Source organism: Streptomyces virginiae (assembly GCF_041432505.1).
Lineage (GTDB): Bacteria > Actinomycetota > Actinomycetes > Streptomycetales > Streptomycetaceae > Streptomyces > Streptomyces virginiae_A.
In genome coordinates this window covers 2,271,253-2,297,116 of sequence record NZ_CP107871.1, presented here as the reverse complement: position 1 = coordinate 2,297,116, position 25,864 = coordinate 2,271,253, and the positions used below count along the sequence as shown (strand labels likewise).

23 protein-coding genes are annotated in these 25,864 nt (G+C 72.8%); 17 read left to right on the top strand and 6 right to left on the bottom strand.

Annotated features, from left to right (window positions below; genetic code table 11):
- Positions 1-146 precede the first annotated feature (146 nt).
- Positions 147-1,274, top strand: coding sequence for a glycosyltransferase family 4 protein (locus OG624_RS10760; RefSeq protein ID WP_371587541.1), 1,128 nt, complete (start codon positions 147-149; stop codon positions 1,272-1,274).
- 197 nt (positions 1,275-1,471) lie between these two features.
- Here the strand turns inward: OG624_RS10760 and OG624_RS10755 are convergent, their stop codons facing one another.
- From OG624_RS10755 to OG624_RS10745, 3 genes are all read right to left on the bottom strand, one after another.
- Positions 1,472-3,091 (bottom strand): PucR family transcriptional regulator, encoded by a 1,620-nt coding sequence (locus tag OG624_RS10755; RefSeq protein WP_371639363.1) that lies wholly within the window; start codon positions 3,089-3,091, stop codon positions 1,472-1,474.
- A 35-nt stretch (positions 3,092-3,126) separates the two neighbouring features.
- Positions 3,127-4,509 (bottom strand): FAD-binding oxidoreductase, encoded by a 1,383-nt coding sequence (locus tag OG624_RS10750; protein WP_033224950.1) that lies wholly within the window; start codon positions 4,507-4,509, stop codon positions 3,127-3,129.
- Positions 4,510-4,610: 101 nt separating this feature from the next.
- Positions 4,611-6,422: a glycoside hydrolase family 15 protein gene (locus OG624_RS10745; protein ID WP_033225010.1), complete on the bottom strand. Its 1,812-nt coding sequence runs from the start codon at positions 6,420-6,422 to the stop codon at positions 4,611-4,613.
- Between the two features lie 464 nt (positions 6,423-6,886).
- Between OG624_RS10745 and OG624_RS10740 the strand changes: the two genes are divergently transcribed.
- The 14 genes from OG624_RS10740 to OG624_RS10675 all read left to right on the top strand — a co-directional run bounded on the left by OG624_RS10740 (position 6,887) and on the right by OG624_RS10675 (position 22,452).
- Positions 6,887-8,539 (top strand): CTP synthase, encoded by a 1,653-nt coding sequence (locus OG624_RS10740; protein WP_033224951.1) that lies wholly within the window; start codon positions 6,887-6,889, stop codon positions 8,537-8,539.
- An 83-nt stretch (positions 8,540-8,622) separates the two neighbouring features.
- Positions 8,623-9,258 (top strand): NUDIX domain-containing protein, encoded by a 636-nt coding sequence (locus OG624_RS10735; protein ID WP_371640847.1) that lies wholly within the window; start codon positions 8,623-8,625, stop codon positions 9,256-9,258.
- Between the two features lie 191 nt (positions 9,259-9,449).
- Positions 9,450-11,438, top strand: coding sequence for a tetratricopeptide repeat protein (locus OG624_RS10730; protein ID WP_371639361.1), 1,989 nt, complete (start codon positions 9,450-9,452; stop codon positions 11,436-11,438).
- Between the two features lie 152 nt (positions 11,439-11,590).
- Entirely contained in the window at positions 11,591-12,706 is a 1,116-nt protein-coding gene (gene ald / locus OG624_RS10725; RefSeq protein ID WP_030729941.1) for an alanine dehydrogenase, read from the top strand.
- A 368-nt stretch (positions 12,707-13,074) separates the two neighbouring features.
- Positions 13,075-14,193, top strand: a complete 1,119-nt coding sequence (locus tag OG624_RS10720; RefSeq protein WP_078851667.1) for a ParA family protein — start codon at positions 13,075-13,077, stop codon at positions 14,191-14,193.
- A complete protein-coding gene (locus OG624_RS10715) occupies positions 14,178-14,708 on the top strand; it encodes a hypothetical protein (RefSeq protein ID WP_078909616.1) in 531 nt (176 codons plus the stop codon). Before OG624_RS10720 ends, OG624_RS10715 begins: the two co-directional genes overlap by 16 nt.
- A gap of 262 nt (positions 14,709-14,970) precedes the next feature.
- Positions 14,971-16,104 (top strand): segregation and condensation protein A, encoded by a 1,134-nt coding sequence (locus tag OG624_RS10710; RefSeq protein ID WP_371639360.1) that lies wholly within the window; start codon positions 14,971-14,973, stop codon positions 16,102-16,104.
- Positions 16,101-16,733 carry an SMC-Scp complex subunit ScpB gene (scpB, locus tag OG624_RS10705; protein WP_033224957.1) on the top strand — a complete coding sequence of 211 codons (633 nt, stop codon included), beginning with the start codon at positions 16,101-16,103 and terminating at the stop codon, positions 16,731-16,733. Before OG624_RS10710 ends, scpB begins: the two co-directional genes overlap by 4 nt.
- Positions 16,733-18,127, top strand: a complete 1,395-nt coding sequence (locus tag OG624_RS10700) for a pseudouridine synthase (RefSeq protein ID WP_371639359.1) — start codon at positions 16,733-16,735, stop codon at positions 18,125-18,127. Before scpB ends, OG624_RS10700 begins: the two co-directional genes overlap by 1 nt.
- 143 nt (positions 18,128-18,270) lie before the next feature.
- Positions 18,271-18,879, top strand: coding sequence for a nicotinamide riboside transporter PnuC (gene pnuC, locus OG624_RS10695; RefSeq protein ID WP_033224961.1), 609 nt, complete (start codon positions 18,271-18,273; stop codon positions 18,877-18,879).
- Positions 18,876-19,955: an AAA family ATPase gene (locus tag OG624_RS10690; RefSeq protein ID WP_033224963.1), complete on the top strand. Its 1,080-nt coding sequence runs from the start codon at positions 18,876-18,878 to the stop codon at positions 19,953-19,955. Before pnuC ends, OG624_RS10690 begins: the two co-directional genes overlap by 4 nt.
- Positions 19,952-20,680: an NUDIX hydrolase gene (locus tag OG624_RS10685; RefSeq protein ID WP_371639358.1), complete on the top strand. Its 729-nt coding sequence runs from the start codon at positions 19,952-19,954 to the stop codon at positions 20,678-20,680. The genes OG624_RS10690 and OG624_RS10685 overlap by 4 nt, the downstream gene beginning before the upstream one ends.
- Positions 20,677-21,690, top strand: a complete 1,014-nt coding sequence (locus OG624_RS10680; RefSeq protein WP_371639357.1) for an ADP-ribosylglycohydrolase family protein — start codon at positions 20,677-20,679, stop codon at positions 21,688-21,690. The genes OG624_RS10685 and OG624_RS10680 overlap by 4 nt, the downstream gene beginning before the upstream one ends.
- A 3-nt stretch (positions 21,691-21,693) precedes the next feature.
- The gene (locus tag OG624_RS10675; RefSeq protein ID WP_033224966.1) at positions 21,694-22,452 is read left to right on the top strand and encodes a nucleotidyltransferase domain-containing protein; all 759 of its coding nucleotides are present in this window, start codon (positions 21,694-21,696) and stop codon (positions 22,450-22,452) included.
- 1 nt (position 22,453) lies between these two features.
- Here the strand turns inward: OG624_RS10675 and OG624_RS10670 are convergent, their stop codons facing one another.
- From OG624_RS10670 to OG624_RS10660, 3 genes are all read right to left on the bottom strand, one after another.
- Positions 22,454-23,134 carry a nucleotidyltransferase domain-containing protein gene (locus OG624_RS10670; RefSeq protein ID WP_033224968.1) on the bottom strand — a complete coding sequence of 227 codons (681 nt, stop codon included), beginning with the start codon at positions 23,132-23,134 and terminating at the stop codon, positions 22,454-22,456.
- Between the two features lie 28 nt (positions 23,135-23,162).
- Positions 23,163-23,639, bottom strand: coding sequence for a Rieske (2Fe-2S) protein (locus OG624_RS10665; RefSeq protein ID WP_033224969.1), 477 nt, complete (start codon positions 23,637-23,639; stop codon positions 23,163-23,165).
- An 81-nt stretch (positions 23,640-23,720) separates the two neighbouring features.
- On the bottom strand, positions 23,721-24,062 hold the full coding sequence (locus OG624_RS10660) for a DUF952 domain-containing protein (RefSeq protein WP_033224971.1): 342 nt from the start codon (positions 24,060-24,062) through the stop codon (positions 23,721-23,723).
- 59 nt (positions 24,063-24,121) lie between these two features.
- Between OG624_RS10660 and OG624_RS10655 the strand changes: the two genes are divergently transcribed.
- Both OG624_RS10655 and OG624_RS10650 read left to right on the top strand, forming a co-directional pair.
- A complete protein-coding gene (locus OG624_RS10655; protein ID WP_371592527.1) occupies positions 24,122-24,637 on the top strand; it encodes a YidB family protein in 516 nt (171 codons plus the stop codon).
- Between the two features lie 132 nt (positions 24,638-24,769).
- A complete protein-coding gene (locus OG624_RS10650; protein ID WP_033224973.1) occupies positions 24,770-25,858 on the top strand; it encodes a prephenate dehydrogenase in 1,089 nt (362 codons plus the stop codon).
- The last annotated feature ends 6 nt before the right edge of the window (positions 25,859-25,864 follow it).

Genomic DNA, 25,864 nt, shown 5'->3' with positions numbered 1-25,864 from the left:
CGGCCTCGGGATCGTCCGTGTGGGTGAGGCTGAGGGGCATCCTGCGGTATCTCGTACGGGATCCGCACCCGTATGGTCCCGGAACGCGCGTGCGGACTGGCATCCTTGGCGACGTCTCTGACTCCCTCACCCTGGAGCTTCGGCCCGTGAGCAGCTCCCCGGTCTCCACCTCCCTTCCGGCCCAGCCCTACGGCCGGCCGCCGCTGCGCACCGTGCAAGTACTCGGCACCGGTGCGGGCGCGGGCAACAGCGCGCACGTACGCTCGCTCGCGACCGGCCTCGCCGCGCGCGGAGTACGGGTCACGGTGTGCGCGCCCGTCCAGGCGGAGGGGGAGTACGACTTCACCGGCGCCGGGGCGCAGTTCGCCCCCGACGCGGTCAGCGTGCTGCGGGCCGCCTGCGCCGGCGCGGACCTCGTGCACGCGCACGGCGTACGCGCCGGGATGCGCGCCGCCCTGGCCATACGGGGGCGCCGGGTGCCGCTGGTGGTGAGCTGGCACGGCGAGGGTCCGACGGCGGCCGGAGCGCTCGGGCGGCTCAGCCGGATGCTGGAACGGCACGTCGCCCGCGCCGCGGCGGTGGTGCTCGGGGCCTCCTCGGACCAGGTGGACGTCGCACGGCGGCGGGGCGCCAAGGACGCGCGACTGGCCCCCGTGGCGGTACCGACCGACCCGGCGGGCGGTCCGGAGACGGCGGCCGACCCCGGCAAGGTGCGGGCGGAACTCGGAGCGGTGGAACGACCGCTGCTGATCGCCGTCGGCAGCCTGGTGCCGCACCGGGGGTACTCGGTCCTGCTCGACGCGGCACGGGAGTGGCGCGGCCTCGACCCGGCGCCGCTGCTGGTGATCGCGGGGGAGGGGCCGCTCCGGGCGGAGCTCTCCCGGCGGATCGAGGCCGAGGGGCTGCCGGTACGGCTGCTGGGGCGCCGCCGGGACGCGGCACAGCTGCTGGCGGCGGCGGACCTGGCGGTCCTGCCGAGCCGGTGGGAGGCGCGGGCCCTGCTCGCGCAGGAGGCCCTGCGGGCGGGCGTACCGCTGGTGGCCACGACGGTGGGCGGTGTCCAGGAGCTGGTGGGCGAGGGCGCGGTCCTGGTCCCGCCGGGCGAGGCGGGGCCGCTCGCCTCGGCCGTGACGGGCCTGCTGTCCGACCCGGACCGCCGGGCGGCACTGGCGGCCGCCGGGCGCGCGCAGGCCGCGACGTGGCCGTCGGAGGACGACACGGTCGCGCAGGTCCTGTCGGTCTACGACGAACTGATGGAACGCACCCGCCGCTAGCCTCCCGGCGGGGCTCCTTCGGAGCCCCGCCGGCGATCGAGGCGCGGGTCCGGGCGGAGCCCGGGGAACGGTGGAAGGGCGGGTAGGGGACAGCCCCGCAGGGCATCGGTCCCCCGCCCGGGCGTCGACGGACGGAGTCCGGCGCAGCGGCGCGAAGCCGGGGAGGCCCGCCAGGGCCGAGGCGTGCGAGTGGCGCGTCAGGAAAGGGTGTGGCGGCGGGCGCGGAGGGCCAGGCTCAGGGAGAGGACCGTCTCCGGGTCGTCCAGGTCCGTGCCCAGCAGCTCCGAGATGCGGGCCAGCCGGTTGTACAGCGTCTGCCGATTCAGGTGCAGCTCCCGCGCCGTCTCCGCCTTGCGGCCCGCGTGGGCCAGGTACGTCTCCAGCGTCGGCAGGAGCGGAGGCCGGGACGTCGTGTCGTGCGTACGCAGCGGGCCGATCGCGCGGTCCACGAAGGCCGCCAGGTCGGGGTGTTCGCGCAGCCGCCACAGCAGCAGGTCGATGTCCAGGCGCCGGGCGTCGTACCAGGGGCGGGCCGGCAGGCCGTGGGCCGCCGTGGCGGTCTCCGCGGCATGCCGCAGGCCCGCCGAGGCGGCCGCCCAGCCACCCGCCACGCCGACGACCACCGCCGGCGGCGCATCGGCCCGGTCCAGGCCCGCGCGTTCGACTCCCGCCCGCAGTGCGGCCGAGACCCGGTCCGCCACCGCCGTACGCTCCGACTCCGCGCGCAGCGAGACCAGCAGCGGCACCCGGCCCTCGACCGGGCGGACACCCAGCAGGACCGGGACGCCGACCGACGACAGCTCCTCCAGCACGGCACGGGCCAGGACGGCCCAGTTCCCGGACGGCCCGAGGTCCGAGCCCAGCCGCATCACCACCGGCAGCAGCGGACCGCCGCCCGGCTTGAAGCCGAGGACGCGGGCCTGGGCCGGGGCGTCGTCCGCCGAGATCCGACCCTCCGCGAGGTCCGTCAGGAAGTCGCCGTGGCCGCGCGCCGCCAGCTCCTCCTCCTGCCGCGCCTGCATCAGGACGACGGCCAGGACGCCCGCCGTGCGTTCGGCCGCCATGCGGTGCACCGGGAGCAGCGGCGCCGAGACCCCGACCAGGACCACCCGGGCCCGGACCGAGCCGGTTCCGTGGCCCCCGCCCGGGACGTCGACCACCACCGTGTTCGTGGCGGGTTCGGCCTCGCGCTGGCCGCGTAGGCCCTCCCACACCTGGAGCGGGTCCGCGCCCGCGTCCCCCGCCGCGCTGCCGGCGGCGTACAGGAGCTGCCCGTCGGGGGTCTCCAGGAAGACCGGGTTCCCCGTGAAGTCCGCCAGGATCCGCAGGACCTGTGGGATGCCCCCACCGCCCAGCAGGGCCTCCGTACAGCGGCGGTGGACCTCCTCGGCCCGCTGGAGCAGGGCGTAGTGGTGGTTGACGATCTCGGTGTGGACCTCCTCCGTGACCGCGACGAAGGCGACCTCCCGGTGGAGTTGGACCAGGGGCAGCCCCGCCGAGCGTGCGGTCTCCACGATCGTGGCGGGCAGCCGGGTGAAGCGCGGGCCCAGCTCGACCACCAGGGCGGCGATCCCACGGTCCGCGAGCCGGCGTACGAAGGCACGCTGCTCGGCCGGCCGGGTGCCGAGCCCCAGGCCCGTGGTCAGCAGCAACTCACCGCCCTTGAGCAGGGAGGCGATGTTCGGGACCTCGCCCGCGTGCACCCAACGGACGGTCCGCCCCAGACGGTCGGCGCAGGCCACCACCTCCGGCAGCCCGCCGCGCAGCCCCGGCAGTTCCAGTGCCCGCTGAACCGTGATTCCGCCCTGGTTTTCCATATCGCGGGACGCTACCGGCACACCGGTGCCCATCGTCAGGCGGGCTGGATGTTGTGGTTGAAGCGGAAGACGTTGTCCGGGTCGTACTGCCGCTTCAACGCGCCCAGCCGCCGCATGTTCTCGGTGCCGAGGCCCGAGACCACCCGCTCCGCGCCCTCGTCCCCGGTGAAGTTGAGGTAGACCGCGCCGGTGCTCCACGGCCGGGCGTCGGCGCGGACGTCCTTGACCCACTGCCGGCAGCGCTCGTCGTCGGCCGGGTCCTCCCAGATCCCGAACGGGTGCACCGCCCACGGCGCGTCGCGGTACGGCACCGGGTAGTCGGTCGGACCGGAGGCGATGGCGCCGCCCTGCGGAAAGACCAGGTGCTGGGTGCCGGTCGGTACCGGCATGGACTCGGCGCGGGTGCAGAAGGCGTCCACGAACGCGTCGGGACAGCCGGTCAGGTACTCCGCCGACCAGTAGTTCCGCATCCCCGGCGGGTCGTCGATCATGCACTGGAGATCGGCGTACGGGATGGCCGTGACGATCTCCGACTCGTGGGGGATCGCCAGCAGCGGTTCGGCCAGCCCCCGCATCTCGTCCTCGGGGCCCGCGTACGTCAGCAGTACCCCGGCCAGCAGCCGGCCGACCAGGTGCGCAGGGACGAACTCCTCGGGCGGGCCGGTGAGGTAGAGCGCGGCGCCCGAGGCCTCGGGCGGGGCCGCCTCGATGACGTCCCGGTACGTACGGACCACCTCGGGCCCGCGCTCCGGCAGGTACAGCAGGAACGCGATCGACATGGCGGGCAGCTCGTGCAGCCGCAGGGTCAGCGAGGTGGCGATGCCGAAGTTCCCGCCGCCGCCGTGCAGCCCCCAGAACAGCTCCGGATGCTCCTCCGCGGTCGCGTGGACCGATTCGCCCTCGGCGGTGACCAGGTCCACGCCGAGCAGGTTGTCCACGGCCAGGCCGAACTTCCGGTCCAGCCAGCCGCTTCCGCCGCCCAGGACGTAACCGCCGACGCCCGTGGTGGAGGCGCGGCCGCCGGTCGTCGCCAGGCCGTACGGCGCGCAGGCCCGGTCCAGGTGACTCATCGTGGCCCCGCCCCCGATGTGCGCCGCCCCGGCCGCCGGATGGACCGTCACCTCGTGCATCCGCCGCAGGTCCACGACGAGGCCGCCGTCGTTGAGGGACATCCCGGCCACGCTGTGCCCGCCGCCGCGCACGGCGATGTTCAGATCCAGGTCCCGCGCGAAACGCACGGCCGTCACCACGTCCGCCGTGCTCTCGCACTGGGCGATCACGGCGGGTCTGCGGTCGATCATCGCGTTGAAGAGGGTCCGGGCCTCGTCGTACCCCGGATCCTCCGGGGCGAAGACCTCGCCGGACAGGTCCTCGCGGAGCGCGGTCAGGGCCGCGCCCGCCTTCGACAGGGGAGCCATGGCTGCCCCCTTCCACCGGAGGGAGGGCATAGGACCCTTCCAGCGTAGGCGCGGACGATCACCGGGGCGCGGCGAGATCGGTCCGCGCCCCGGGCGCGCCGCTACCCGCCGTACGCCCCGCTGGCCGTCAGCCGCAGGGCCGTGTCGATCAGCGGAACGTGGCTGAAGGCCTGCGGGAAGTTCCCGACCTGCCGCTGGAGCCGCGGGTCCCACTCCTCCGCGAGCAGACCCAGGTCGTTGCGGAGCGACAGCAGCCGCTCGAACAGCCGCCGCGCCTCGTCGACGCGGCCGATCATCGCCAGGTCGTCGGCCATCCAGAACGAGCAGGCCAGGAAGGCTCCCTCGTCGCCCTCCAGGCCGTCCACGCCGGCCTCGTCGCCCGCCGTCGGGTAGCGCAGGATGAAACCGTCGGGGGTGGACAGCTCGCGCTGGATCGCCTCGATGGTGCCGATGACCCGCTTGTCGTCCGGCGGCAGGAAGCCCATCTGCGGGATCAGCAGCAGGGAGGCGTCCAGCTCCTTCGACCCGTACGACTGGGTGAAGGTGTTGCGTTCCTTGTCGTAGCCCTTCTCGCACACGTCCTGGTGGATCTCGTCGCGCAGCTCGCGCCACCGCTCCAGCGGGCCGTCCGCGTCCCCGCTCTCGATCAGCTTGATCGTGCGGTCCACGGCCACCCAGGCCATCACCTTCGAGTGCACGAAGTGGCGGCGCGGGCCGCGCACCTCCCAGATGCCCTCGTCGGGCTGGTCCCAGTGGGTCTCCAGGTAGCGGATCAGCTTGAGCTGCAGCAGCGAGGCGTAGTCGCTGCGGGCGAGCCCGGTCATGTGGCCCAGGTGCAGGGCCTCGGTGACCTCGCCGTACACGTCGAGCTGGAGCTGGCCCGCGGCGCCGTTGCCGACGCGGACCGGGGTGGAACCCTCGTAGCCGGGCAGCCAGTCCAGCTCGGTCTCACCGAGCTCCCGCTCGCCCGCGATCCCGTACATGATCTGCAGGTTCTCCGGGTCGCCGGCGACCGCGCGCAGCAGCCACTCGCGCCAGGCGCGGGCCTCCTCGCGGTATCCGGTGCGCAGCAGCGAGGAGAGGGTGATGGCCGCGTCCCGCAGCCAGGTGTAGCGGTAGTCCCAGTTGCGGACCCCGCCGATCTCCTCGGGGAGGGAGGTGGTCGGCGCGGCCACGATCCCGCCCGTGGGGCCGTACGTGAGGGCCTTGAGGGTGATCAGCGAGCGGATCACGGCCTCCCGATAGGGACCGTGGTACGTGCACTGCTCGACCCACTCGCGCCAGAAGTCGGTGGTCGACTCCAGGGCCGCCTCGGCGTCGGGGGTCTCGGGCGCGTCGCGGTGCGAGGCCTGCCAGCTGATGCTGAAGGCCTTCCGGTCGCCCGGTCCGACGGTGAAGTCGGAGTACGTCGTCAGGTCCTCGCCGTAGGTCTGCGCGTCGGCGTCCAGCCAGACCGAGTCGGGGCCGGCGACGGCCACGGTGCGCCCGTCGACCTTGTGCACCCACGGCACGACCCGCCCGTAGCTGAAGCGCATCCGCAGCGCCGAGCGCATCGGCACCCGCCCGCTGATGCCCTCCACGATGCGGATCAGTTGCGGCGCGTGGTCCTCGCGCGGCGGCATGAAGTCGATCACGCGGACCTTGCCGCGCGGGGTGTCCCACTCCGACTCCAGCACCAGCGAGTCACCGCGGTAGCGGCGGCGTGTGGCACGCGGGGCCTCGGTCCCGGCCGGGAACGACGGGCCGATCCGCCAGAACCCGTGTTCCTCGGTGCCGAGAATGCTCGCGAACACGGCGTGCGAGTCGAAGCGTGGCAGGCACAGCCAGTCCACCGCCCCGTCCCGACAGACCAGTGCAGCGGTCTGCATGTCCCCGATCAGTGCGTAATCCTCGATGCGCCCGGACACGTGCATCTCCAGTCGAACGGCCACGTCCGCCCCGAAGGGCGCTTGCATTGCGCGGTTGCGCGGTCTCCTGTGTGCAGGGATCTCCGCGTGAGCCCATGATTCCGTATATCGGCTCGGTTAGGCCGTCCGACGGACTGCCCGGCGGTGATGTGTGCAATATCCGAGCAGGATATGACGGCACCCTAGTGATCTCCGTGACCCCCCGAAGAATGCGGCTGGGCCGAACGGGTGAGCAGCGGCTTCGCCGCCCCGGCGCACTCGGGCGCCCCCGGACGGAGCGGGCGCGCCGCGTGCCCGGAGGCGGACCCCGCCGGGCGCTGATAGGCTGGTACCCCGTGGACCGGTGGTCTGCCTGTGCGAATCAGGAGCCCCGAAACCGCAGCTTCGGCGCCCCCTGAGACCCTTCCGGATCGACGGTGACCGGCGCCGGACGCACCTCACCTCGCGACCACGGGAGCCCCCTCTTGGCGATGCCGCCCAAATCCATGACGACCAAGCACATCTTCGTCACCGGGGGTGTCGCTTCCTCCCTCGGCAAGGGCCTGACGGCCTCCAGCCTGGGTGCGCTGCTGAAGGCGCGCGGTCTTCGGGTCACGATGCAGAAGCTCGACCCGTACCTGAACGTCGACCCCGGCACGATGAACCCGTTCCAGCACGGCGAGGTGTTCGTCACCAACGACGGCGCCGAGACCGACCTGGACATCGGCCACTACGAGCGCTTCCTCGACGTCGACCTGGACGGCTCGGCCAACGTCACCACCGGCCAGGTCTACAACACGGTCATCGCCAAGGAGCGCCGCGGCGAGTACCTCGGTGACACGGTGCAGGTCATCCCGCACATCACCAACGAGATCAAGCACCGCATCCGCCGCATGGCGACCGACGACGTCGACGTCGTCATCACCGAGGTCGGCGGCACCGTCGGCGACATCGAGTCGCTGCCGTTCCTGGAGACCGTCCGCCAGGTCCGCCACGAGGTCGGCCGCGACAACGTCTTCGTCGTGCACATCTCGCTGCTGCCGTACATCGGCCCCTCCGGTGAGCTCAAGACCAAGCCGACCCAGCACTCGGTCGCGGCCCTGCGCAACATCGGTATCCAGCCCGACGCGATCGTGCTGCGCGCCGACCGTGACGTCCCCACCTCCATCAAGCGCAAGATCTCGCTGATGTGCGACGTGGACGAGGCGGCCGTCGTCGCGGCGATCGACGCCAAGTCGATCTACGACATCCCGAAGGTCCTGCACACCGAGGGCCTGGACGCCTACGTCGTGCGCAAGCTCGACCTGCCGTTCCGCGACGTCGACTGGACGGTGTGGGAGGACCTGCTCGACCGGGTCCACAACCCCGACCACGAGGTCAAGGTCGCGCTCGTCGGCAAGTACATCGACCTGCCCGACGCCTACCTGTCGGTGACCGAGGCGCTGCGCGCCGGCGGTTTCGCCAACAAGGCCCGGGTCCAGATCAAGTGGGTCACCTCCGACGACTGCAAGACCCCCGCCGGCGCGGCGGCCGTGCTCGGCGACGTGGACGCGATCTGCGTGCCCGGCGGCTTCGGCGACCGCGGCGTCAACGGCAAGGTCGGCGCGATCACCTACGCCCGCGAGAACAAGATCCCGCTGCTCGGCCTGTGCCTGGGTCTGCAGTGCGTGGTCATCGAGGCCGCGCGCAACCTCGCGGGCATCGAGGACGCCAACTCCACCGAGTTCGACGCCTCGACCGCGAACCCGGTCATCTCGACCATGGAGGAGCAGCTGGCCTTCGTCGAGGGCGCGGGCGACCTGGGCGGCACCATGCGTCTGGGCATGTACCCGGCGAAGCTCGCCGAGGGCTCCATCGTGCGCGAGGTGTACGGCGACGAGGCGTACGTGGACGAGCGCCACCGGCACCGCTACGAGGTCAACAACGCCTACCGCGGCGAGCTGGAGAAGAAGGCGGGCCTCGTCTTCTCCGGAACCTCCCCGGACAACAAGCTCGTCGAGTACGTCGAGTACCCGCGCGAGGTGCATCCCTACCTGGTGGCCACCCAGGCCCACCCGGAGCTGCGCTCGCGCCCCACGCGCCCGCACCCGCTGTTCGCCGGCCTGGTGAAGGCCGCCGTGGAGCGGCAGCAGTCCGCGAAGTGAGAGCCTGACCGCATAACGTAGGCAGCCGGGGCACGGATCGTGCCCCGGCTGTCGCGTTCTCGGGGAAGGTATCGGCCATGGCCATGGGCAACGACATCGTGGACACACCGGAGTCGTGGGAGGTCGTCGCCTCACGGACGCCGTTCGAGGGCGCGAAGACGGCCGTGAAGTCGGACCAGGTCCGGATGCCCGACAGCTCGGTGGTGCGCCGCGACTACCAGGTGCACCCGGGCTCCGTGTGCGTGCTCGCCCTCGACGAGGAGCAGCGGGTGCTGGTCCTCAAGCAGTTCCGCCACCCGGTGCGCCACCGGCTGTGGGAACTCCCGGCCGGGCTGCTGGACGTACCCGGCGAGAACCCGCTGCACGCCGCCCAGCGGGAGCTGTACGAGGAGGCGCACGCCAAGGCGGACGAATGGCGGGTGCTCGCCGACTTCTTCACCTCGCCCGGCGGATCCGACGAGGCCGTCCGGATCTTCCTCGCGCGGGATCTGGCGGAGGCCGAGGGGGAGCGGTACGAGGTCTCCGAGGAGGAGGCGGACATGGAGATCGCCCGGGTCCCGCTCGCGGACCTGGTCAGCGGGGTCCTGGCGGGCGAGCTGCACAACCCGGGACTGGTGACCGGAGTACTGGCCCTGGCCGCCGCACTCGCCTCCGAGGGCGGCATCGAGGCCCTGCGCCCGGCCCTCGCCCCGTGGCCGGCCCGCCCGTACGAGGTGTAGGCCGCATGATCGGAGTCCGGCCGGCCCCGGCGGGCCCCCGCCGGGGCCGGCCGGGCCCGCCGTGCGAGCGGCGCGTGAAAGATAGGTCCATCTGCTGATCCGATTGGGGGATTTGCCCGCCGCGCTCCACACGAGTCGTCGCTCTGCGTGAACTACGCTCGCAATCCGGTGGCAGGGAGAGGAGCGGATCCGTGGCGGATTTCGTCGGGCGGCGGCGTGAGCTCAAGGAGCTGCGCGAGGACATCGCGCGAACCGGGCTCGACACCCTCTCCGGCCGCAAGGCCAAGGCGCCCCGGGCCCGGGTGCTGCTCGTCGCCGGGCGGCCGGGGTCCGGGCGCACGGCACTCGCCGAAGCCTTCGTGCAGGAGATCGCCGAGGAATACCCCGACGGAGTGCTCCGCACCCGGCTCACCACCCCCGGCGGGGCCACCGTGGCCACCGAGCGGGCCGTCCGCGGCCTGCTGGACCAACTGGGGCGACCCACCCCGCCCGGAGCCGGTGAGGACGAGCTGAGCTCCGTCCTGCGTACCGCCCTCGAAGGCCGCCGGGCCGTCATCCTGGTCGACGACGCCGTCGACCCCGAGCAGGTGGACGCCCTGCTCCCGGACACCCCCGAGTGCCTCGTCGTGGTCACCGCCGAGGGCCCGCTCACCGGCATCCCCGACGTCCGGCCCTGCACCCTCGGCGGACTCGACACCCCCTCCGCCGTGGAACTGCTCGTCCAGCGCATCGGCGACACCCGGGTCACCGCCGACCCCCGGGCCGCCGAGGCCCTCGCCGAGGAGTGCGGGGGCCAGCCCGCAGCCCTCGTCCTCGTCGGCGGCTGGCTCGCCGCCCACCCCAAGGCCTCCGTCGCCGACGTGGCCAAGCAGCTGCACGACATGCCCGCCACCACCGGCGGCCCGCTCGCCCGCGGCTTCCGGCTCGTCTACGAGTCCCTGCCGCAGCCCGCCCAGCGGACCCTGCGGCTGCTGCCGCTCGCCCCGGCCGGCACCGTCGACTCGCACACCGCCTCCGCGCTGGCGGGTTGCTCCGTGGCCGCCGCCCAGTCCACCCTCGACGACTTCGCCGGGCTGGGGCTCGTCCGCCCCGCCCGCGACGGCCTCTTCCTGCTGCCCGGCTGCCTCGCGCCGCTGCTCCAGGCCCTCCTTGAGGCCAAGGAACGCCCCGCCGAGGTCCAGCTGGCCCGGGCCCGGATGCTGGAGCGCACCGTACGGCTGCTGCACTCCTGCCGGGCCATGGCCGAGGCCGAGGAGCCCGGGGTGGACGCCGCCGTCGACGACGACCTGCGCGAACTGCTGGACGGCCTGCCGCGCGCCCTGCGGTTCCCCGACCGGCGGGCCGCCGCCACCTGGCTGGACACCCGGCTGCCCGCGCTCACCGCGGCCGCCTCGCTGGCCGTGGCCGACGGCGGGCTCGACACCCTGGCCCGCCGGCTGGTCGCGGCCCTGGTCCGGGCGCTGGCGGACCACCGGGGCACGGCCGGGGCCGCCCCCGAGCTGTACGGCCTGCACCGCCTGGTCCTGGACGTGGCCGAGCGGCGCAACCTGCACCGGGAGCAGGCCGCCGCGCTGCTGAACCTGGCCGACGTGGACGCGGCGACCGGGCGGACGCAGGAGGCCCTGGAGCGCTACCGGGCCGCGCTCGACGCCGGACGGGCCGCGATGGATCCGTACGCCACGGGCCGCGCGATGGAATCCGTAGGAGGCGCCTACCAGGAGCTGGCGGACTGGCACCGGGCCTCCGACTGGTTCGGCCGGGCGCTCTCCCAGGCCCTCGCCCGGGGCGAGCGCGCCGACGAGGCCCGGTTGTACGGGCGGCTCGGGAACGTCCACACGTACGCGGGGCGGTACGGGGACGCGCTGCGCAGCTGGCGGGCGGCCGCCGCGGGCTACCGGAAGTTGGCCGACGTCCCCGGCCAGGCCAAGGCGTTGAGCGAGATGGCGCGCGTCCAGGAGTACGCCGGCCGCCCCGAGGAATCGCTGCACACCTGCCGCGAGGCGGTGGAGCTGGCGCGCCGGGCCGGGGACCAGCGGCTTCAGGCCGCACTGCAGGTCCGGCTGGCCGACACGCTGGACAGATTGGGAGACCCCGCAGCTGCCAGGCTGCACCGCTCCGCAGCCGACAGATTGCTGGGAGATGACCCCGCAGCCTGCGAAATCCGTAGTGATTCCGACTGAGATTATTTGTTTGCAAGGCTAGACAGCGCGTCGTCCTTCATTAGACTGGCTTCACCACGACATCCCGTGGTGCATCCCGTTGCGCGTTCTTGTGGGCGGGTATGTATGGAAGTGCCCCCGAAAATCCCCTGAGCCAAGGACCGTGATCGACGATGAAGGTCGGCATCCCCCGCGAGGTCAAGAACAACGAGTTCCGGGTCGCCATCACGCCCGCCGGCGTGCATGAGCTGGTCCGCAACGGCCACCAGGTCTTCATCGAGCAGAACGCCGGTGTGGGTTCCTCGATCACGGACGCCGAGTACGTCTCGGCCGGCGCCGAGATCCTCGGCACCGCCGACGAGGTCTGGGCCACCGCCGACCTGCTGCTCAAGGTCAAGGAGCCGATCGCCGAGGAGTACCACCGCCTCCGCAAGGACCAGACGCTCTTCACCTACCTGCACCTCGCGGCCTCCCGCGAGTGCACGGACGCCCTGCTGGAGTCCGGCACCACCGCCATCGCCTACGAGACGGTCGAGCTCGCCAACCGCGCGCTCCCGCTGCTCGCCCCGATGTCCGAGGTCGCGGGCCGCCTGGCCCCGCAGGTCGGCGCCTACCACCTGATGCGCTCGGCCGGCGGCCGCGGCGTCCTCCCGGGCGGTGTCCCCGGCACCCACGCCGGCGAGTGCGTCGTCATCGGCGGCGGCGTCTCCGGCTGGAACGCCGCGCAGATCGCCATCGGCATGGGCTTCCACGTGACCCTGCTCGACCGCGACATCAACAAGCTCCGCGAGGCCGACAAGATCTTCGGTACGAAGATCAAGACCATCGTCTCCAACGCCTACGAGCTGGAGAAGGCCGTCGTCGAGGCCGACCTCGTCATCGGCGCCGTTCTGATCCCGGGTGCGAAGGCCCCGAAGCTGGTCACCAACGAGCTCGTCGCCAAGATGAAGCCCGGAAGTGTCCTTGTCGACATTGCGATCGACCAGGGTGGCTGCTTCGAGGACTCCCGTCCGACCACTCACGCCGAGCCGACCTTCACGGTCCACAACTCGGTCTTCTACTGCGTCGCCAACATGCCGGGCGCGGTGCCGAACACCTCCACCTACGCGCTGACGAACGCGACGCTGCCCTACATCGTGCAGCTCGCCAACCTCGGCTGGGTCGAGGCGCTGCGTCGTGACCCCGCGCTCGGCCTGGGCCTCAACACCCATGACGGCCAGGTCGTTTACGGTCCCGTCGCCGAGGCCCACGGCCTCGAGACCCTCGAGCTGAGCACGCTGCTCGGCTGACACGTCAACGACTGACGTCAATCTCACGTATCCGGCCGGACCTTGCTCGCGAGGTCCGGCCGGTCGCGTTTGCGCGGCGCCCCCGGACCCCGCTCAACTCGCCTCGAACGTAACCCTTTAACCCTTTCGCGCACCCGCGAAACTTCGCAGCGACGGCTCGTGCGCCCTTGACAGAGTGGTGTTCGGTTGCCGACACATCGTGCCGGGTCCGGTGGATTGTGTTGCCGCTGAGTGGTGACACGCCATAGAGTCGCCAACCGTCGGCATGGTGCCACGCTGACCTATCGATAAGTGTCCTGGTCACGTCCGAGGAGGTAAGACGACTTGTGAATGAGTCGACATTTGCTCCTGGGGGTGGTCGAGCAGGGATGCCTGAGCGGGGCCAGGGCCCTACCGGGCTCGAAGCTGTCGGCTCCGTCGCAGTACGCACCTTCGCAAACCACCAGCACATGACGACGCCCCAAAAGAGCATGGACGGCCTAGACGTGAACTCCAGGGCCGGCGACCTGAGCGGCGAAAAGCCCGTGGGTTTCGCCGACTACGACAATGTGCCCGAAGGGCACTTCTACGACCCCGACGCGGAGTACGAACCGGACCCCGAGTACGCGGCCACTCTCGCCCCCGACGCTGCCCGTCAGCGCCGTGAGCGGATCGGCCCGACCGGACGCCCGCTTCCGTACTTCCCGATCCCGGGTCCGCTGACCGACCACGGTCCGGCGAAGATCATCGCGATGTGCAACCAGAAGGGCGGCGTGGGCAAGACCACGTCGACCATCAACCTGGGTGCCGCGCTCGCCGAGTACGGGCGCCGCGTGCTGCTCGTCGACTTCGACCCGCAGGGCGCGCTGTCCGTGGGTCTCGGCGTGAACCCGATGGAACTCGACCTGACCGTCTACAACCTGCTCATGGAGCGGGGCATGTCGGCCGACGAGGTGCTGCTCAAGACGGCGGTCCCCAACATGGACCTGCTGCCGAGCAACATCGACCTGTCCGCTGCCGAGGTGCAGTTGGTCAGTGAGGTCGCGCGCGAGTCCACCCTGCAGCGGGCCCTGAAGCCCCTGCTGGCCGACTACGACTACATCGTGATCGACTGTCAGCCTTCGCTCGGTCTGCTGACCGTGAACGCCCTGACGGCGGCTCACAAGGTCATCGTCCCGCTGGAGTGCGAGTTCTTCGCGCTGCGCGGCGTGGCGCTGCTGACCGAGACCATCGAGAAGGTGCAGGAGCGGCTCAACCCCGAGCTGGAGCTCGACGGCATCCTCGCCACGATGTACGACTCCCGTACGGTGCACAGCCGTGAGGTGCTGGCGCGCGTCGTCGAGGCCTTCGACGACCACGTCTACCACACGGTCATCGGCCGCACGGTGCGCTTCCCGGAGACCACGGTCGCCGGTGAGCCCATCACGACGTACGCGTCCAACTCCGTCGGCGCCGCCGCCTACCGCCAGCTCGCCAGGGAGGTGCTCGCCCGGTGTCACGCCGAGTGAGTCTGCCCGGAGCCGACGAACTGTTCCGTACGACCGGGGGGATGGCGCTCCAGTCGTCCTCACCGCGGCGCGGGGTCGAGGAGTCGCCCGCCGCGGAACACTCGGCCACTTCGGCCGAGGGCACGGGGAGCGAGGGTCGCGGCCGGGAGGCCGCGGCCGCCGCGGACACCGGCGGGCCCGTCGTGGGGCAACCCAGGCGGCCGCAGGAAGGTTCTGCCGGCCCGGCGGGCGGCGTGGGGTCGGCCCCGGCCGGCGCGGGCCGCCGGGGCAAGGGGCAGGGCCGGGGCGCGAACCGGCGCCCCAGTGGCCGTGAGCGCCACGACGAGAAGATCACGGTCTACGTCTCCGCCGAGGAGCTCATGGACCTGGAGCACGCGCGGCTGGTGCTGCGCGGGGAGCACGGGCTGGCGGTGGACCGGGGCCGCATCGTCCGCGAGGCGGTCGCGGTCGTCCTCGCCGATCTGGAATCCCGCGGGGACGCGAGCATCCTCGTACGGCGCCTGCGCGGCCGCTGACCGCCCTGCGGGCCCGCCTTTCCCGGTGCCCCCGCCCGTCCGGGCCGCCGGCGCGTCGCTGCGCGGCCCGCGGCGCGTGCCTTCCCCGAGCCGGCCCCCGGCGGTGGTCCACCCGACGGAAGGCGTCTCCGGGCGAACCGCGGCCCGGCCGCCGTGCCGGGCGGTGATCCGCCGGGGAGCGCGGGGGAGCCCGTAGGCTGCTGGTGGCCGCGGCCACGGCGCCCGGCCCTCCACGCCGCCCCCATGCACCTCCTGGACCGCGATGCCCTTCCCCGCCGAATCCGGCCGACCGACCCGGCGCGTCCTGGGCCGAGGCCCCGGCGCCCCCGACCCGGCCCGGCGGCCGGAGGCGTACGACGCGGGAGCGGATCGGGAAGGCCCTGGAGCTCCCGACGGCCCGCAAGCGCCCGAGGTCCACGACGTCCCCGAGACCTCCGAAGCCCCTGAGGCGCCCGCTGAGAGCCCCGCGCCGGCGGCGGGCGGTACCGAGCCGGAACGTTCCCCCAACCCCGCAGACGGCCCGCAGGAGCCGCCTGGGCCCGACCCTTCCCCGGCGGCCGGGACGACCGCGAGCCCGGACCGCGCGAGCCCCGCGGGCGGCGACGGGCGGTTCACCCTGCGGCTCGCCAACTTCGAGGGCCCCTTCGACCTGCTGCTCCAGCTGATCTCGCGGCACAAGCTCGACGTCACCGAGGTCGCGCTGTCCCAGGTCACCGACGAGTTCATGGCGTACATCCGTGCCATGGGGCCCGACTGGGACCTCGACCAGACCACCGAGTTCCTCGTCGTCGCCGCCACCCTGCTCGACCTGAAGGCCGCCCGGCTGCTGCCGGTCGCCGAGGTGGAGGACGAGGCGGACCTGGCCCTGTTGGAGGCCCGGGACCTGCTCTTCGCGCGCCTGCTTCAGTACCGCGCGTACAAGCAGATCGCCGAGATCTTCGAACGGCGCGCGGAGGCCGAGGGCAGGCGGTACCCGCGCACGGTCGGGCTGGAGCCCCACCACGCGGACCTGCTGCCCGAGGTCGTCATCAGCCTCGGGCCGGAGGGGTTCGCCCGGCTCGCGGTGAAGGCCATGCAGCCCAGGGCCGAGCCCCAGGTGTACGTGGACCACATCCACGCCCCCCTGGTCAGCGTCCGCGAGCAGGCCGGCCTGGTGGTGCGGATGCTGAAGGCGCGCGGGGAGGCCACCTTCCAGGAGCTCACCGAGGACGCCGAGGACACCCTCACCGTCGTCGCGCGCTTCCTGGCCCTGCTGGAGCTCTACCGGGAGAAGGCGGTCGTCCTCGACCAGGAGGAGGCCCTGCGGACCCTCACCGTGCGCTGGAGCGGCGGGGACGGTGACGGCATGCCGACCGTGACCGACGAGTTCGACCGGATCGTGGAGGCGAAGGATTGAACGGCGACGTGAGCGCGGTGGCCGCGCTGGAGCTGAAGCCGGCCCTGGAGGCCGTGCTCATGGTCGTGGACGAGCCGGCCACCGAGGCGCACCTGGCCAAGGTGCTGGAGCGCACCCCGCGCGAGGTCGCGCAGGCGCTGCGGGAGCTGGCCGACGAGTACACGGCCGCGCGTCGGGGCTTCGAGCTGCGGCTGGTGGCCGGCGGCTGGCGGTTCTACACCCGGGCCGAGTACGCGCCCGCCGTGGAGGGCTTCGTCCTGGACGGCCGGCAGGCCCGGCTCACCCAGGCGGCCCTGGAGACCCTGGCGGTCGTCGCGTACCGCCAGCCGGTCAGCCGATCGCGGGTCTCGGCGGTCCGCGGAGTCAACTGCGACGGGGTCATGCGGACCCTCCTCCAGCGCGGTCTGGTGGAGGAGGCGGGGACGGAACCCGAAACAGGTGCGATCCTATACAGGACGACGAACTACTTTCTGGAGCGGATGGGCCTGCGTGGCCTGGACGAGCTCCCGGAGCTCGCGCCCTTCCTCCCCGAGGCGGACGCGATCGAAGCCGAGACGCAAGAAGGTGTGCCGTCGTTCGATCCGGACGCACCGGACACCGATGAAGACGACAAGACGACGGAACTTTGATGCGAAGCAGCGGCAACGGCAACGGTGGCGGCAACAGGAACAGCGGCGGCGGTGGCGGCGGGCGCGGTAACTCCCGCGGCGGCTCCTCCAGCGGCGGCGGTGGCTACCGCGGGAGCGGCTCCGGCGGTGGCAGCGGCTCGGGCGGCTCCCGTGGCGGTAGCTCCGGCGGCGGTTACCGGGGCGGCAGCTCCGGCGGCTCCGGCGGCTCCCGTGGCGGCAGCTCCGGCGGCGGCTACCAGGGCGGCGGCTCCCGTGGCGGCAGCTCCGGCGGCGGCTACCAGGGCGGCGGCTCCCGTGGCGGTAGCTCCGGTGGTGGCTACCAGGGCGGCTCCGACTCGCGCGACCGCGACCAGCCGGCGCCCCGCATCCGCAACCCGCGTCCCGAGGAGCGCCGTTACGACGTCGGCCCCGAGGGCGAGCGCAGCGGACGCAGCGGCCCCAAGGCGGGCGGCGGCGGTGCCCGTGGCGCCGCGGCGCGCGGTGGCGCCAAGGGCGGTCCCCGTACCTCCAGGACCCCCGGCATCGGCGGCGCCGGCGGCCCGCGCAGCGGCCCCGGCAGCCGCAGCGGCCAGTCCCGTCCGCGTGAGCTGGACGCGCGCATCGAGGAGCGCGTGCGCGACCGGTACGCCGACAAGCCCGTGGTCAAGACCCCGAAGACCTTCCCGGGTGCCGAGGAGGAGGGTGAGCGTCTGCAGAAGGTGCTCGCCCGCGCCGGCATGGGTTCGCGCCGCGCCTGCGAGGAGCTCATCGAGCAGGCCCGCGTCGAGGTCAACGGCGAGATCGTGCTGGAGCAGGGCAAGCGCGTCCTGCCGAAGGACGAGATCAAGGTGGACGGCCTGACCGTCGCCACCCAGTCGTACCTGTTCTTCGCGCTGAACAAGCCCGCCGGTGTCGTCTCCACCATGGAGGACCCGGACGGCCGTCAGTGCCTCGGTGACTACGTCACCAACCGTGAGACCCGTCTCTTCCACGTCGGCCGGCTCGACACCGAGACCGAGGGCATCATCCTGCTCACCAACCACGGTGAGCTCGCCCACCGCCTCACGCACCCGAAGTACGGCGTGCAGAAGACGTACGTGGCCGCGATCACCGGCTCGCTGCCGCGCGACATCGGCAAGCGGCTCAAGGACGGCATCGAGCTGGAGGACGGGTACGCCCGCGCCGACAACTTCCGCGTCGTCGACCAGGTCGGCAAGAACTACCTGGTCGAGGTCACCCTCCACGAGGGTCGCAAGCACATCGTCCGCCGCATGCTGGCCGAGGCGGGCTTCCCCGTCGACAAGCTCGTCCGGACCTCCTTCGGTCCGATCGAGCTGGGCGACCAGAAGTCCGGCTGGCTGCGCCGCCTGACCAACACCGAGGTCGGCATGCTGATGCGCGAGGTCGGTCTCTAGGACGCAGGCCGGTCGCCCCACGGGCGGCCGGACCGAACACGGAAAACCCGCGGTGCCCCTGGGCATCGCGGGTTTTCTGCTTGTCGGGCACCCCGATCACTGTTTATAGTCAGTCTGACCATTAAACGTTCGAGGGGGTCGGCATGAGCTGGACCATGAGCTGGACCGAGGTGCTCGGCTTCGCCACCGGCGCCCTGTGCGTCTGGTTGGTCGCCCGGCAGCACGTGGCCAACTGGCCGATCGGCATCGCCAACAACATCTTCTTCATCGTGCTCTTCGCCCAGGCCGGCCTCTACGCCGACGCCGGGCTCCAGATCGTCTTCATCGCCCTCGCCGCCTACGGCTGGTGGTCCTGGACCCACGGGGGTGGACCAGGATCCGCCGAGGCCCTGCCGGTGCGCCGCACCACGCGCACCGAATGGGTCGGGCTCGCCGCGGCGGGGGCGGTGGGGGTGCTCGCACTCACGCTGCTGCTGAGCCGGGCCACCGACTCCACCGTCCCCTTCTGGGACGCGGCCACCACCGGGCTCTCGCTCGCCGCCACGTACGGGCAGTGCCGCAAGCTCGTCGAGTCCTGGTGGCTGTGGATCGCCGCCGACCTCGTCTACATCCCGCTCTACGCCTACAAGGGCCTCTACCTGACCTCCGCGCTCTACGTGGGCTTCCTCGCCCTGTGCGTGGTCGGACTCCTCGGCTGGCGGCGCTCGCTGCCGGCGCGGGACACCCGTACGACGGCGCGGGCGACGGCATGAGACGCCACGAGCACGGCCTGGTCCTCGGCAAGTTCTACCCGCCGCACGCCGGCCACCACCACCTCGTGCGCACCGCCCAGGACCAGTGCGAACGGCTGACCGTGCTGGTGTGCGCGGCCTCCGTCGAGTCGGTCCCGCTCGCCGACCGGGTCGCCTGGATGCGTGAGGCGCACCCCGGGGCCGAGGTCGTCGGCGCGGTGGACGACATCCCCGTCGACCTGCACGACCCGGACATCTGGGAGGCCCACATGGCGGTCTTCCGCGGCGCGGTCCCCGGGCGGGTGGACGCCGTCTTCACCTCGGAGGAGTACGGGAGCGAGCTCGCCCGCAGGTTCGGCGCCGAGGAGGTCCTGGTGGACCGGGAACGCACGCTGTTCCCCGTGTCCGGGACGGCGGTACGCCGGGACCCGGCCGGCTCCTGGGAGTTCCTCGGGCCGGCCGTCCGGGCCGCCCTCACCCGGCGGGTCGTCGTCCTCGGCGCGGAGTCCACCGGGACCACCACGCTCTCGCGGGCCCTCGCCGACCACTACCGCCACCGCGGCGGTGTATGGGCCAAGACGGGCTGGGTCCCCGAGTACGGGCGCCGGTTCAGCGAGGAGAAGCTGGCGGCCGCCCGCGCCGCCGACCCGGCGGCCTCCTGGGCGGACGTGTCCTTCACCTCCGAGGAGTTCCCGCTCATCGCCCGCCACCAGGACGCGGACGAGGAGCACGCCGCCCGGCTCGGCTCACCCGTGCTGTTCTGCGACACCGACTCCTTCGCGACCGGGATCTGGCACGAGCGGTACATGGGCGGCCGCAACGAGGAGGTCGAGCGGATCGCCGACCTCACCCGGCGGGACCTGTACCTGCTCACCGACCACACCGACGTGCCCTTCGAGGACGACGGACTGCGGGACGGGGAGCACCTGCGGCCGTGGATGACCGAGCGGTTCCGGGCGGAACTGGAGCGCACCGGAAGGCGTTTCCTCGTCGTACGCGGGGATCGGGCGGCCCGGCTGGAGACGGCCGTCCGGGCCGTGGACGGACTGCTGGCCGAGGGCTGGCACTTCACCGACCCCCTTCCGGAGAACCGATGACCGCCGGCTATGACCCGTACGCCTTCGAGCCGTTCGCGGTGACCGTCGACCTGGCCGTGTTCACCGTGCGCGCCGGCGCCCTGCACGTGCTGCTGATCCGGCGCGGCCAGGAACCGTACGCCGGGGCCTGGGCGCTGCCCGGCGGGTTCGTCCTGCCGCGGGAGTCCGCCGAGACCGCCGCCCGGCGCGAACTGGCCGAGGAGACCGGCCTGCCGGAGCGACTCGTCGCCGCGCTCCACCTGGAACAGCTGCGCACGTACAGCGAACCGGACCGCGACCCCCGGATGCGGGTGGTCTCGGTGGCCTTCACCGCCCTCGTCCCGGACCTGCCGGAGCCGGCGGCCGAGGGCGGCGGGGACGCGGCCCACGCCCGCTGGCTGGCCGTGCAGGACGTGTCGGAGCTCGCCTTCGACCACGCGGTGATCCTGGCGGACGCCCGCGAGCGGATCGGCGCCAAGCTGGAGTACACCTGCCTGGCCACCGGGTTCTGCCCGCCCGAGTTCACCCTCGGCGAGCTGCAGTCCGTCTACGAGACCGTCTGGAACACCAGCCTCGACCGCCCCAACTTCCGCCGCAAGGTCCTGGCGACGCAGGGGTTCGTCGAAGCCGTACCGGGCGCCGCCCGGCTGACCGGTGGCCGCGGCAAACCGGCCGCCCTCTACCGGCCCGGTCCGGCGACCACCCTCCACCCACCCCTGCTGCGACCGGAAGGATCCACCCGATGACCACCAAGCGAGCCGCCACCGGCGCCATGATCGGGCTGGCCCTGGGCGACGCCCTCGGCTTCCCGACCGAGTTCAACGACGTGCCCTCGATCCTGGCCAAGACGGGACCTTGGCGCGAGATGAGCCTGCCGCGGCCGGCGATCGTCACGGACGACACCCAGATGACCCTCGCCCTGGCCCGCGGCATGCGTACGGCGGCCGAGCGGGGACGGGTGGGGCCGCTGCGCCTGACCCGGCCGGTCCGCGAGGAGTTCGTCGACTGGTACCACTCCCCGGAGAACAACCGGGCCCCCGGCCGCACCTGTATGACGGCCTGCCGGCTGCTGGACACCCCGGACCGTGACTGGCGCGACGCCAGCCAGATCGGCTCCAAGGGCTGCGGCGCCAACATGCGCGTGGTCCCGGTCGGGCTGGTGCCGGACTGGACCGAGGAGGAGCGGGCCGGCGCCGCGCAGCTCCAGTCGGCCCTCACCCACGGGCACCCCACGGCGCTCGCCGCCTCCGACCTGACCGCGCGGGCGGTGCACCTGCTGGTCGAGGGCACCGAGGTGACGGGGCTCGTCGGACGGCTGCGTTCGTACGCCCTGGAGAACCGCACCCGCTACCACGAGCGCTGGCTCGGCGACCTGTGGATGCGGACCGCGTCCGACGCCTCCCCGGAGTCCTTCATCGCCCGGGGCTGGGACGAATGCCTGGCGGTCCTGGACCGGCTGGCGGCCGCCCTGCGGTCCCCCTCCCCGGAGACCGACCCCTGCCTGGCCACGGGCGACGGCTGGATCGCCGAGGAGGCCCTCGCCACCGCCCTGCACTGCTTCCTGCTCTTCCCCGACGAGCCGCTCGCCGCGCTGCGCCGGGCCGCCTGCACGCGCGGCGACTCCGACTCCATCGCCTGCCTCGCCGGGGCCTTCGCCGGAGCCCACCTCGGCGCGGACGTCTGGCCCCGGGAATGGGAGGGCCGCATCGAGTACCGGGACGAACTCCTGGCCTTCGGCGCCCTCTGGGATGCTTGATCCATGCTGGACGCACTGAGTCTCGACCTGACCCCCGTCGTGGCGGAGCAGCCCGACCCGCTGCTCTTCGCCACGGTCTCCGGCGCGCACCTGTACGGCTTCCCGTCCCGGGACTCCGACATCGACCTGCGCGGCGCCCACCTGCTCCCGGCCCAGGACCTGCTGGGCCTGCGCGAGCCGGAGGAGACCCGCAGCCGCATGTGGGACCGGGACGACGTGGAGATGGACCTCGTCACGCACGACCTGCGCAAGTTCGTCCGCCTGATGCTGAACCGCAACGGCTACGTCCTGGAGCAGCTGCTCTCCCCGCTCGTGGTCCACACGACACCGGCGCACGAGGAACTGATCGCGCTGGCCCCCGGGGTGCTGACCTCCCACCACGCCCACCACTACCGGGGGTTCGCCGGCACCCAGTGGCGGCTCTTCGAGAAGGCCGCCGAACTCAAACCGCTGCTCTACGCGTTCCGGGCGCTGCTCACCGGCATCCACCTCATGCGGTCGGGCGAGGTGCAGGCCCACCTGCCGACCCTGCTGGCCGAGGTGCCGGAGGCGCCCCCGTACCTCGCCGCCCTGATCGAGGCCAAGGTGGCCGCCGAACACGGGGGCTACGCGGGCCCGCCGCTCGGTGGTGTGCGCGCGGACATCGAGGCGCTGCACGCGGTGCTGGACGAGGCCCAGGCCGTGTCCGCGCTGCCCGAGCAGGTGTCGGCGTACGCCGCCCTCGACGAGTTCGTCGTACGGCGGCGCACGGCGCGCGACTGAGCTACCCGGCCGACGCGCGGCGGGTGCGGACCAGGAAGTCCTGCACCCGCGCCCGGTCCGGCTCCGCGGGCAGCACGGTGGAGGCCAGGGCCGACTCCGTCTCCTCCTGGAGGCGGGCCATCCAGGCGTCCACCTCCTCCCAGGTGAGCTCGCCGCGGCGGACCGCGAGCAGGCGGTCGCGGTGCGGGCCGGCGTCGATGGTCAGCCGGCCGGTGCGCAGGAGGTCACGGCAGGACAGCAGCAGGCGCAGCAGGTGCATGGCGTGCTTCCAGCGCGGGGCGCCGTGGACCCGGACGTCCGCGAGGAGCTTGCCGCGCTGCGAGGCCGCGTAGCGGCTGAAGCTGGTGTGGGCCCGGCGGGAGAGGAAGGCCCCGCGGAGGGAGAGCAGCTCCTCGCCGACCGGGGTGACCTCTTCCACCAGGGGGGAGTGCAGGCACTCCAGGATGTTGGGATTGGCCCGCAGGGCGAGTTCGCAGAAGCGCTCCAGCTCCCAGGAGAACTCCTCCTCCCGAGGGCCCTCCACGTGCGTGGGGGGCTTGTCGAGCCGCCAGAACAGCGGCGTCGGGGCGAGGTAGACACCGCGCAGGTCGGTGTCGCTCGCCTCCGTCGCCAGCCCGAACGCCCGGGAGCCCATCACACACCGGTAGACCGTGTGGTCCCGTACCAGCGTCAGATCGTCCATCCCGGGAGCGTAGGCGCCTGACCTGCCACTATGCGAGTGAGATATTGCCGTCCGCCGCGACCTTGATCTTCTTCTCCGCCAGTCCCTTGGTGGCCGGACCCTTGGTCACCGCACCGTCCGCGATCGCGAACTTGCTGTTGTGGCACGGGCAGTCGATGCTGCCGTCCTCCACCTTGTTGACCAGGCAGCCCTGGTGGGGGCAGACCGCCGTGAAGCATTTGAAGGTGCCGGCCTTGGGCTGGGTGACGACGACCTTCTCCTCCTTGAAGACCTTGCCGCCGCCCACCGGCACGTCCGCCTTCTTGGTGAGGGCCTTGCCGGCCGTCCCCGCGTCCGGGGTGGCGGGAGCCGGGGCGGCCGGCTGGACGCCCGTGTCGTTGTTCGGCTCCCCCGGGGAGGCCTTTTCAGCGCTTCCACCGCCGCAGGCGGTGATCGCGCCGCCTGCCAGGGTGGCCGCGCCGATCGTCAGTACCGTGCGCCGGGCGGTGTGCGTGAGGTCGCTCATGAGTCTCTCCTCGCTTCGTGGCCGGATGGCGTGCAGCATCCTGGCCTGCGGCGGGCCTCAGGTGAAGCCTGCCGCGCCGGTTCATCGGCCCGGTTCCCATGGGGCCAGTGAGGCAGGGCTGCCGGGTGTGCGTACGACCTCCCACACGTGGATCACGGCTTCCCGGTTCAGTGGGCCGTGAACATGGGGGTAGCGCCCGCCGGAATCAGCGTCCCGGCGGACCTCGGCGGTCAGCGCGCCCTCGTCGAGCTCCACCGCGAGCAGGATCCCCGGTACCGCCCGGTAGTGCGCGTCGACGATCGCGAGTGCCGTGGGGCGGTCCGACGAACAGTGGACGAACCCTTCGGCCACCAGCGAGGGCGGGGCGTACGGGAGCTCGGGCGCGGCGGTCCAGTCGGCGAGCGGAACGATGTGGAAGATCATGCGGATGGTTCTACCGCAGGGGTCGCGGACGTGTGCGCCAGGTGGCGGCATTGTCGACAATGGGTGACATTGTCCGTGTCTCGAAGCCGGGTGCGAAGCACTCCGCGCGGCCCGGCCCCTCTGCGAAAGGCATGACGATGGCGGGTAACGACCTCGGCTCTCTGCTCGGCGGCCTCCTGGGCGGGAGCGGCGGCCAGGGCGGCAGCGGCGGCGCCGGCGGCGGCAACATCCTCGGAGCGCTGCTCGGCGCCCTCATGGGTGGGGCCGGCGGCTCCCAGGCCGGCGGGAGCAACCCGCTCGGTGGGCTGATGGACATGCTGACCAGATCGGGCCTCGCCGACCAGGCCCAGTCCTGGATCGGCACCGGCGACAACCAGTCGGTCAGCGGCGCCCAGATCGCCGAGGCGCTGCCCGACGAGGCCCTGCAGAAGGCGGCCGCGCAGACCGGCGTCAGCCCGCAGGAGGCCGCCGACGAGATCGCGCGGGCGCTGCCGACGGCCGTCGACAGGCTGAGCCCGGAAGGACAGCTTCCGACGGGCTCGCTGGAGGAGATCATCCGGGCGCAGAAGTTCTGACCGTCCGGCAGCCCGGCACGAGGGCCCGGCCGCCGTCCCACGGGATGGGCGGTCGGGCCCTCCTGCCGCGGGTGCTGGATACCCTGGCCGGACAGTCCGTCAGCTCGCCTTTCCGTCCCCTTGGAGTGCCTCGTGAGAACCGCCGTCGTCATCGGAACCGGACTGATCGGCACCTCCGCGGCGCTCGCCCTGTCCGCCCGGGGCATCACCGTCCACCTCGCCGACCACGACCCGGACCGGGCCCGTACGGCGGCCGCCCTCGGGGCCGGCACCGACGAGCCCCCGCACGAGCAGGTCGACCTCGCGATCGTCGCCGTACCGCCGGCCCACGTGGCCGCGACCCTCGCCGACCTGATCGGGCGCGGCGTCGCGCGCGCCTACGTGGACGTGGCCAGCGTCAAGGGCGGACCGCGGCGTGAGCTCGCGGCGCTCGGCGTGGACGTCACCGCCTACATCGGAACGCACCCGATGGCCGGCAAGGAACAGTCCGGGCCGCTCGCCGCCACCGCGGACCTCTTCGAGGGCCGCCCGTGGGTGCTGACCCCCTCCCGGGACACCGACCACGAGGTGCTCAACCTCGCACTGGAGCTCGTGGCGCTCTCCCGCGCCGTACCGGTGGTGATGGACGCCGACGCCCACGACCGCGCGGTGGCGCTCGTCTCGCACACCCCCCAGCTGGTCTCCAGCATGGTCGCGGCCCGGCTGGAGGAGGCCGACGAGACGGCCGTGCGACTGTGCGGGCAGGGCATCCGCGACGTCACCCGGATCGCGGCCTCCGACCCACGGATGTGGGTGGAGATCCTGTCGGCCAACCCGGGGCCGGTGGCCGACGTCCTCGCCGGTATCGCCGCCGACCTGGAGGAGACCGTCGAGGCACTGCGCGGCCTGCAGTCCGCCGACGTGGAGAAGCGGCGCGGCGGCGCCGCGGGCATCGAGGACGTGCTGCGCCGCGGCAACGCGGGTCGGGTCCGGGTCCCGGGCAAGCACGGCGCGGCACCCACGGTCTACGAGACGGTGGCCGTGCTCATCAGCGACCAGCCCGGCGAGCTGGCCCGCATCTTCGCCGACGCCGGCCGGGCCGGGGTCAACATCGAGGACGTACGGATCGAGCACGCGACGGGCCAGCAGGCCGGCCTCGTCCAGCTCATGGTGGAGCCGCGGGCGGTGGCCGGCCTGACCGCCGAGCTGCGCGAGCGGGGCTGGGCACTGCGCCAGCAGTAGCGCGCG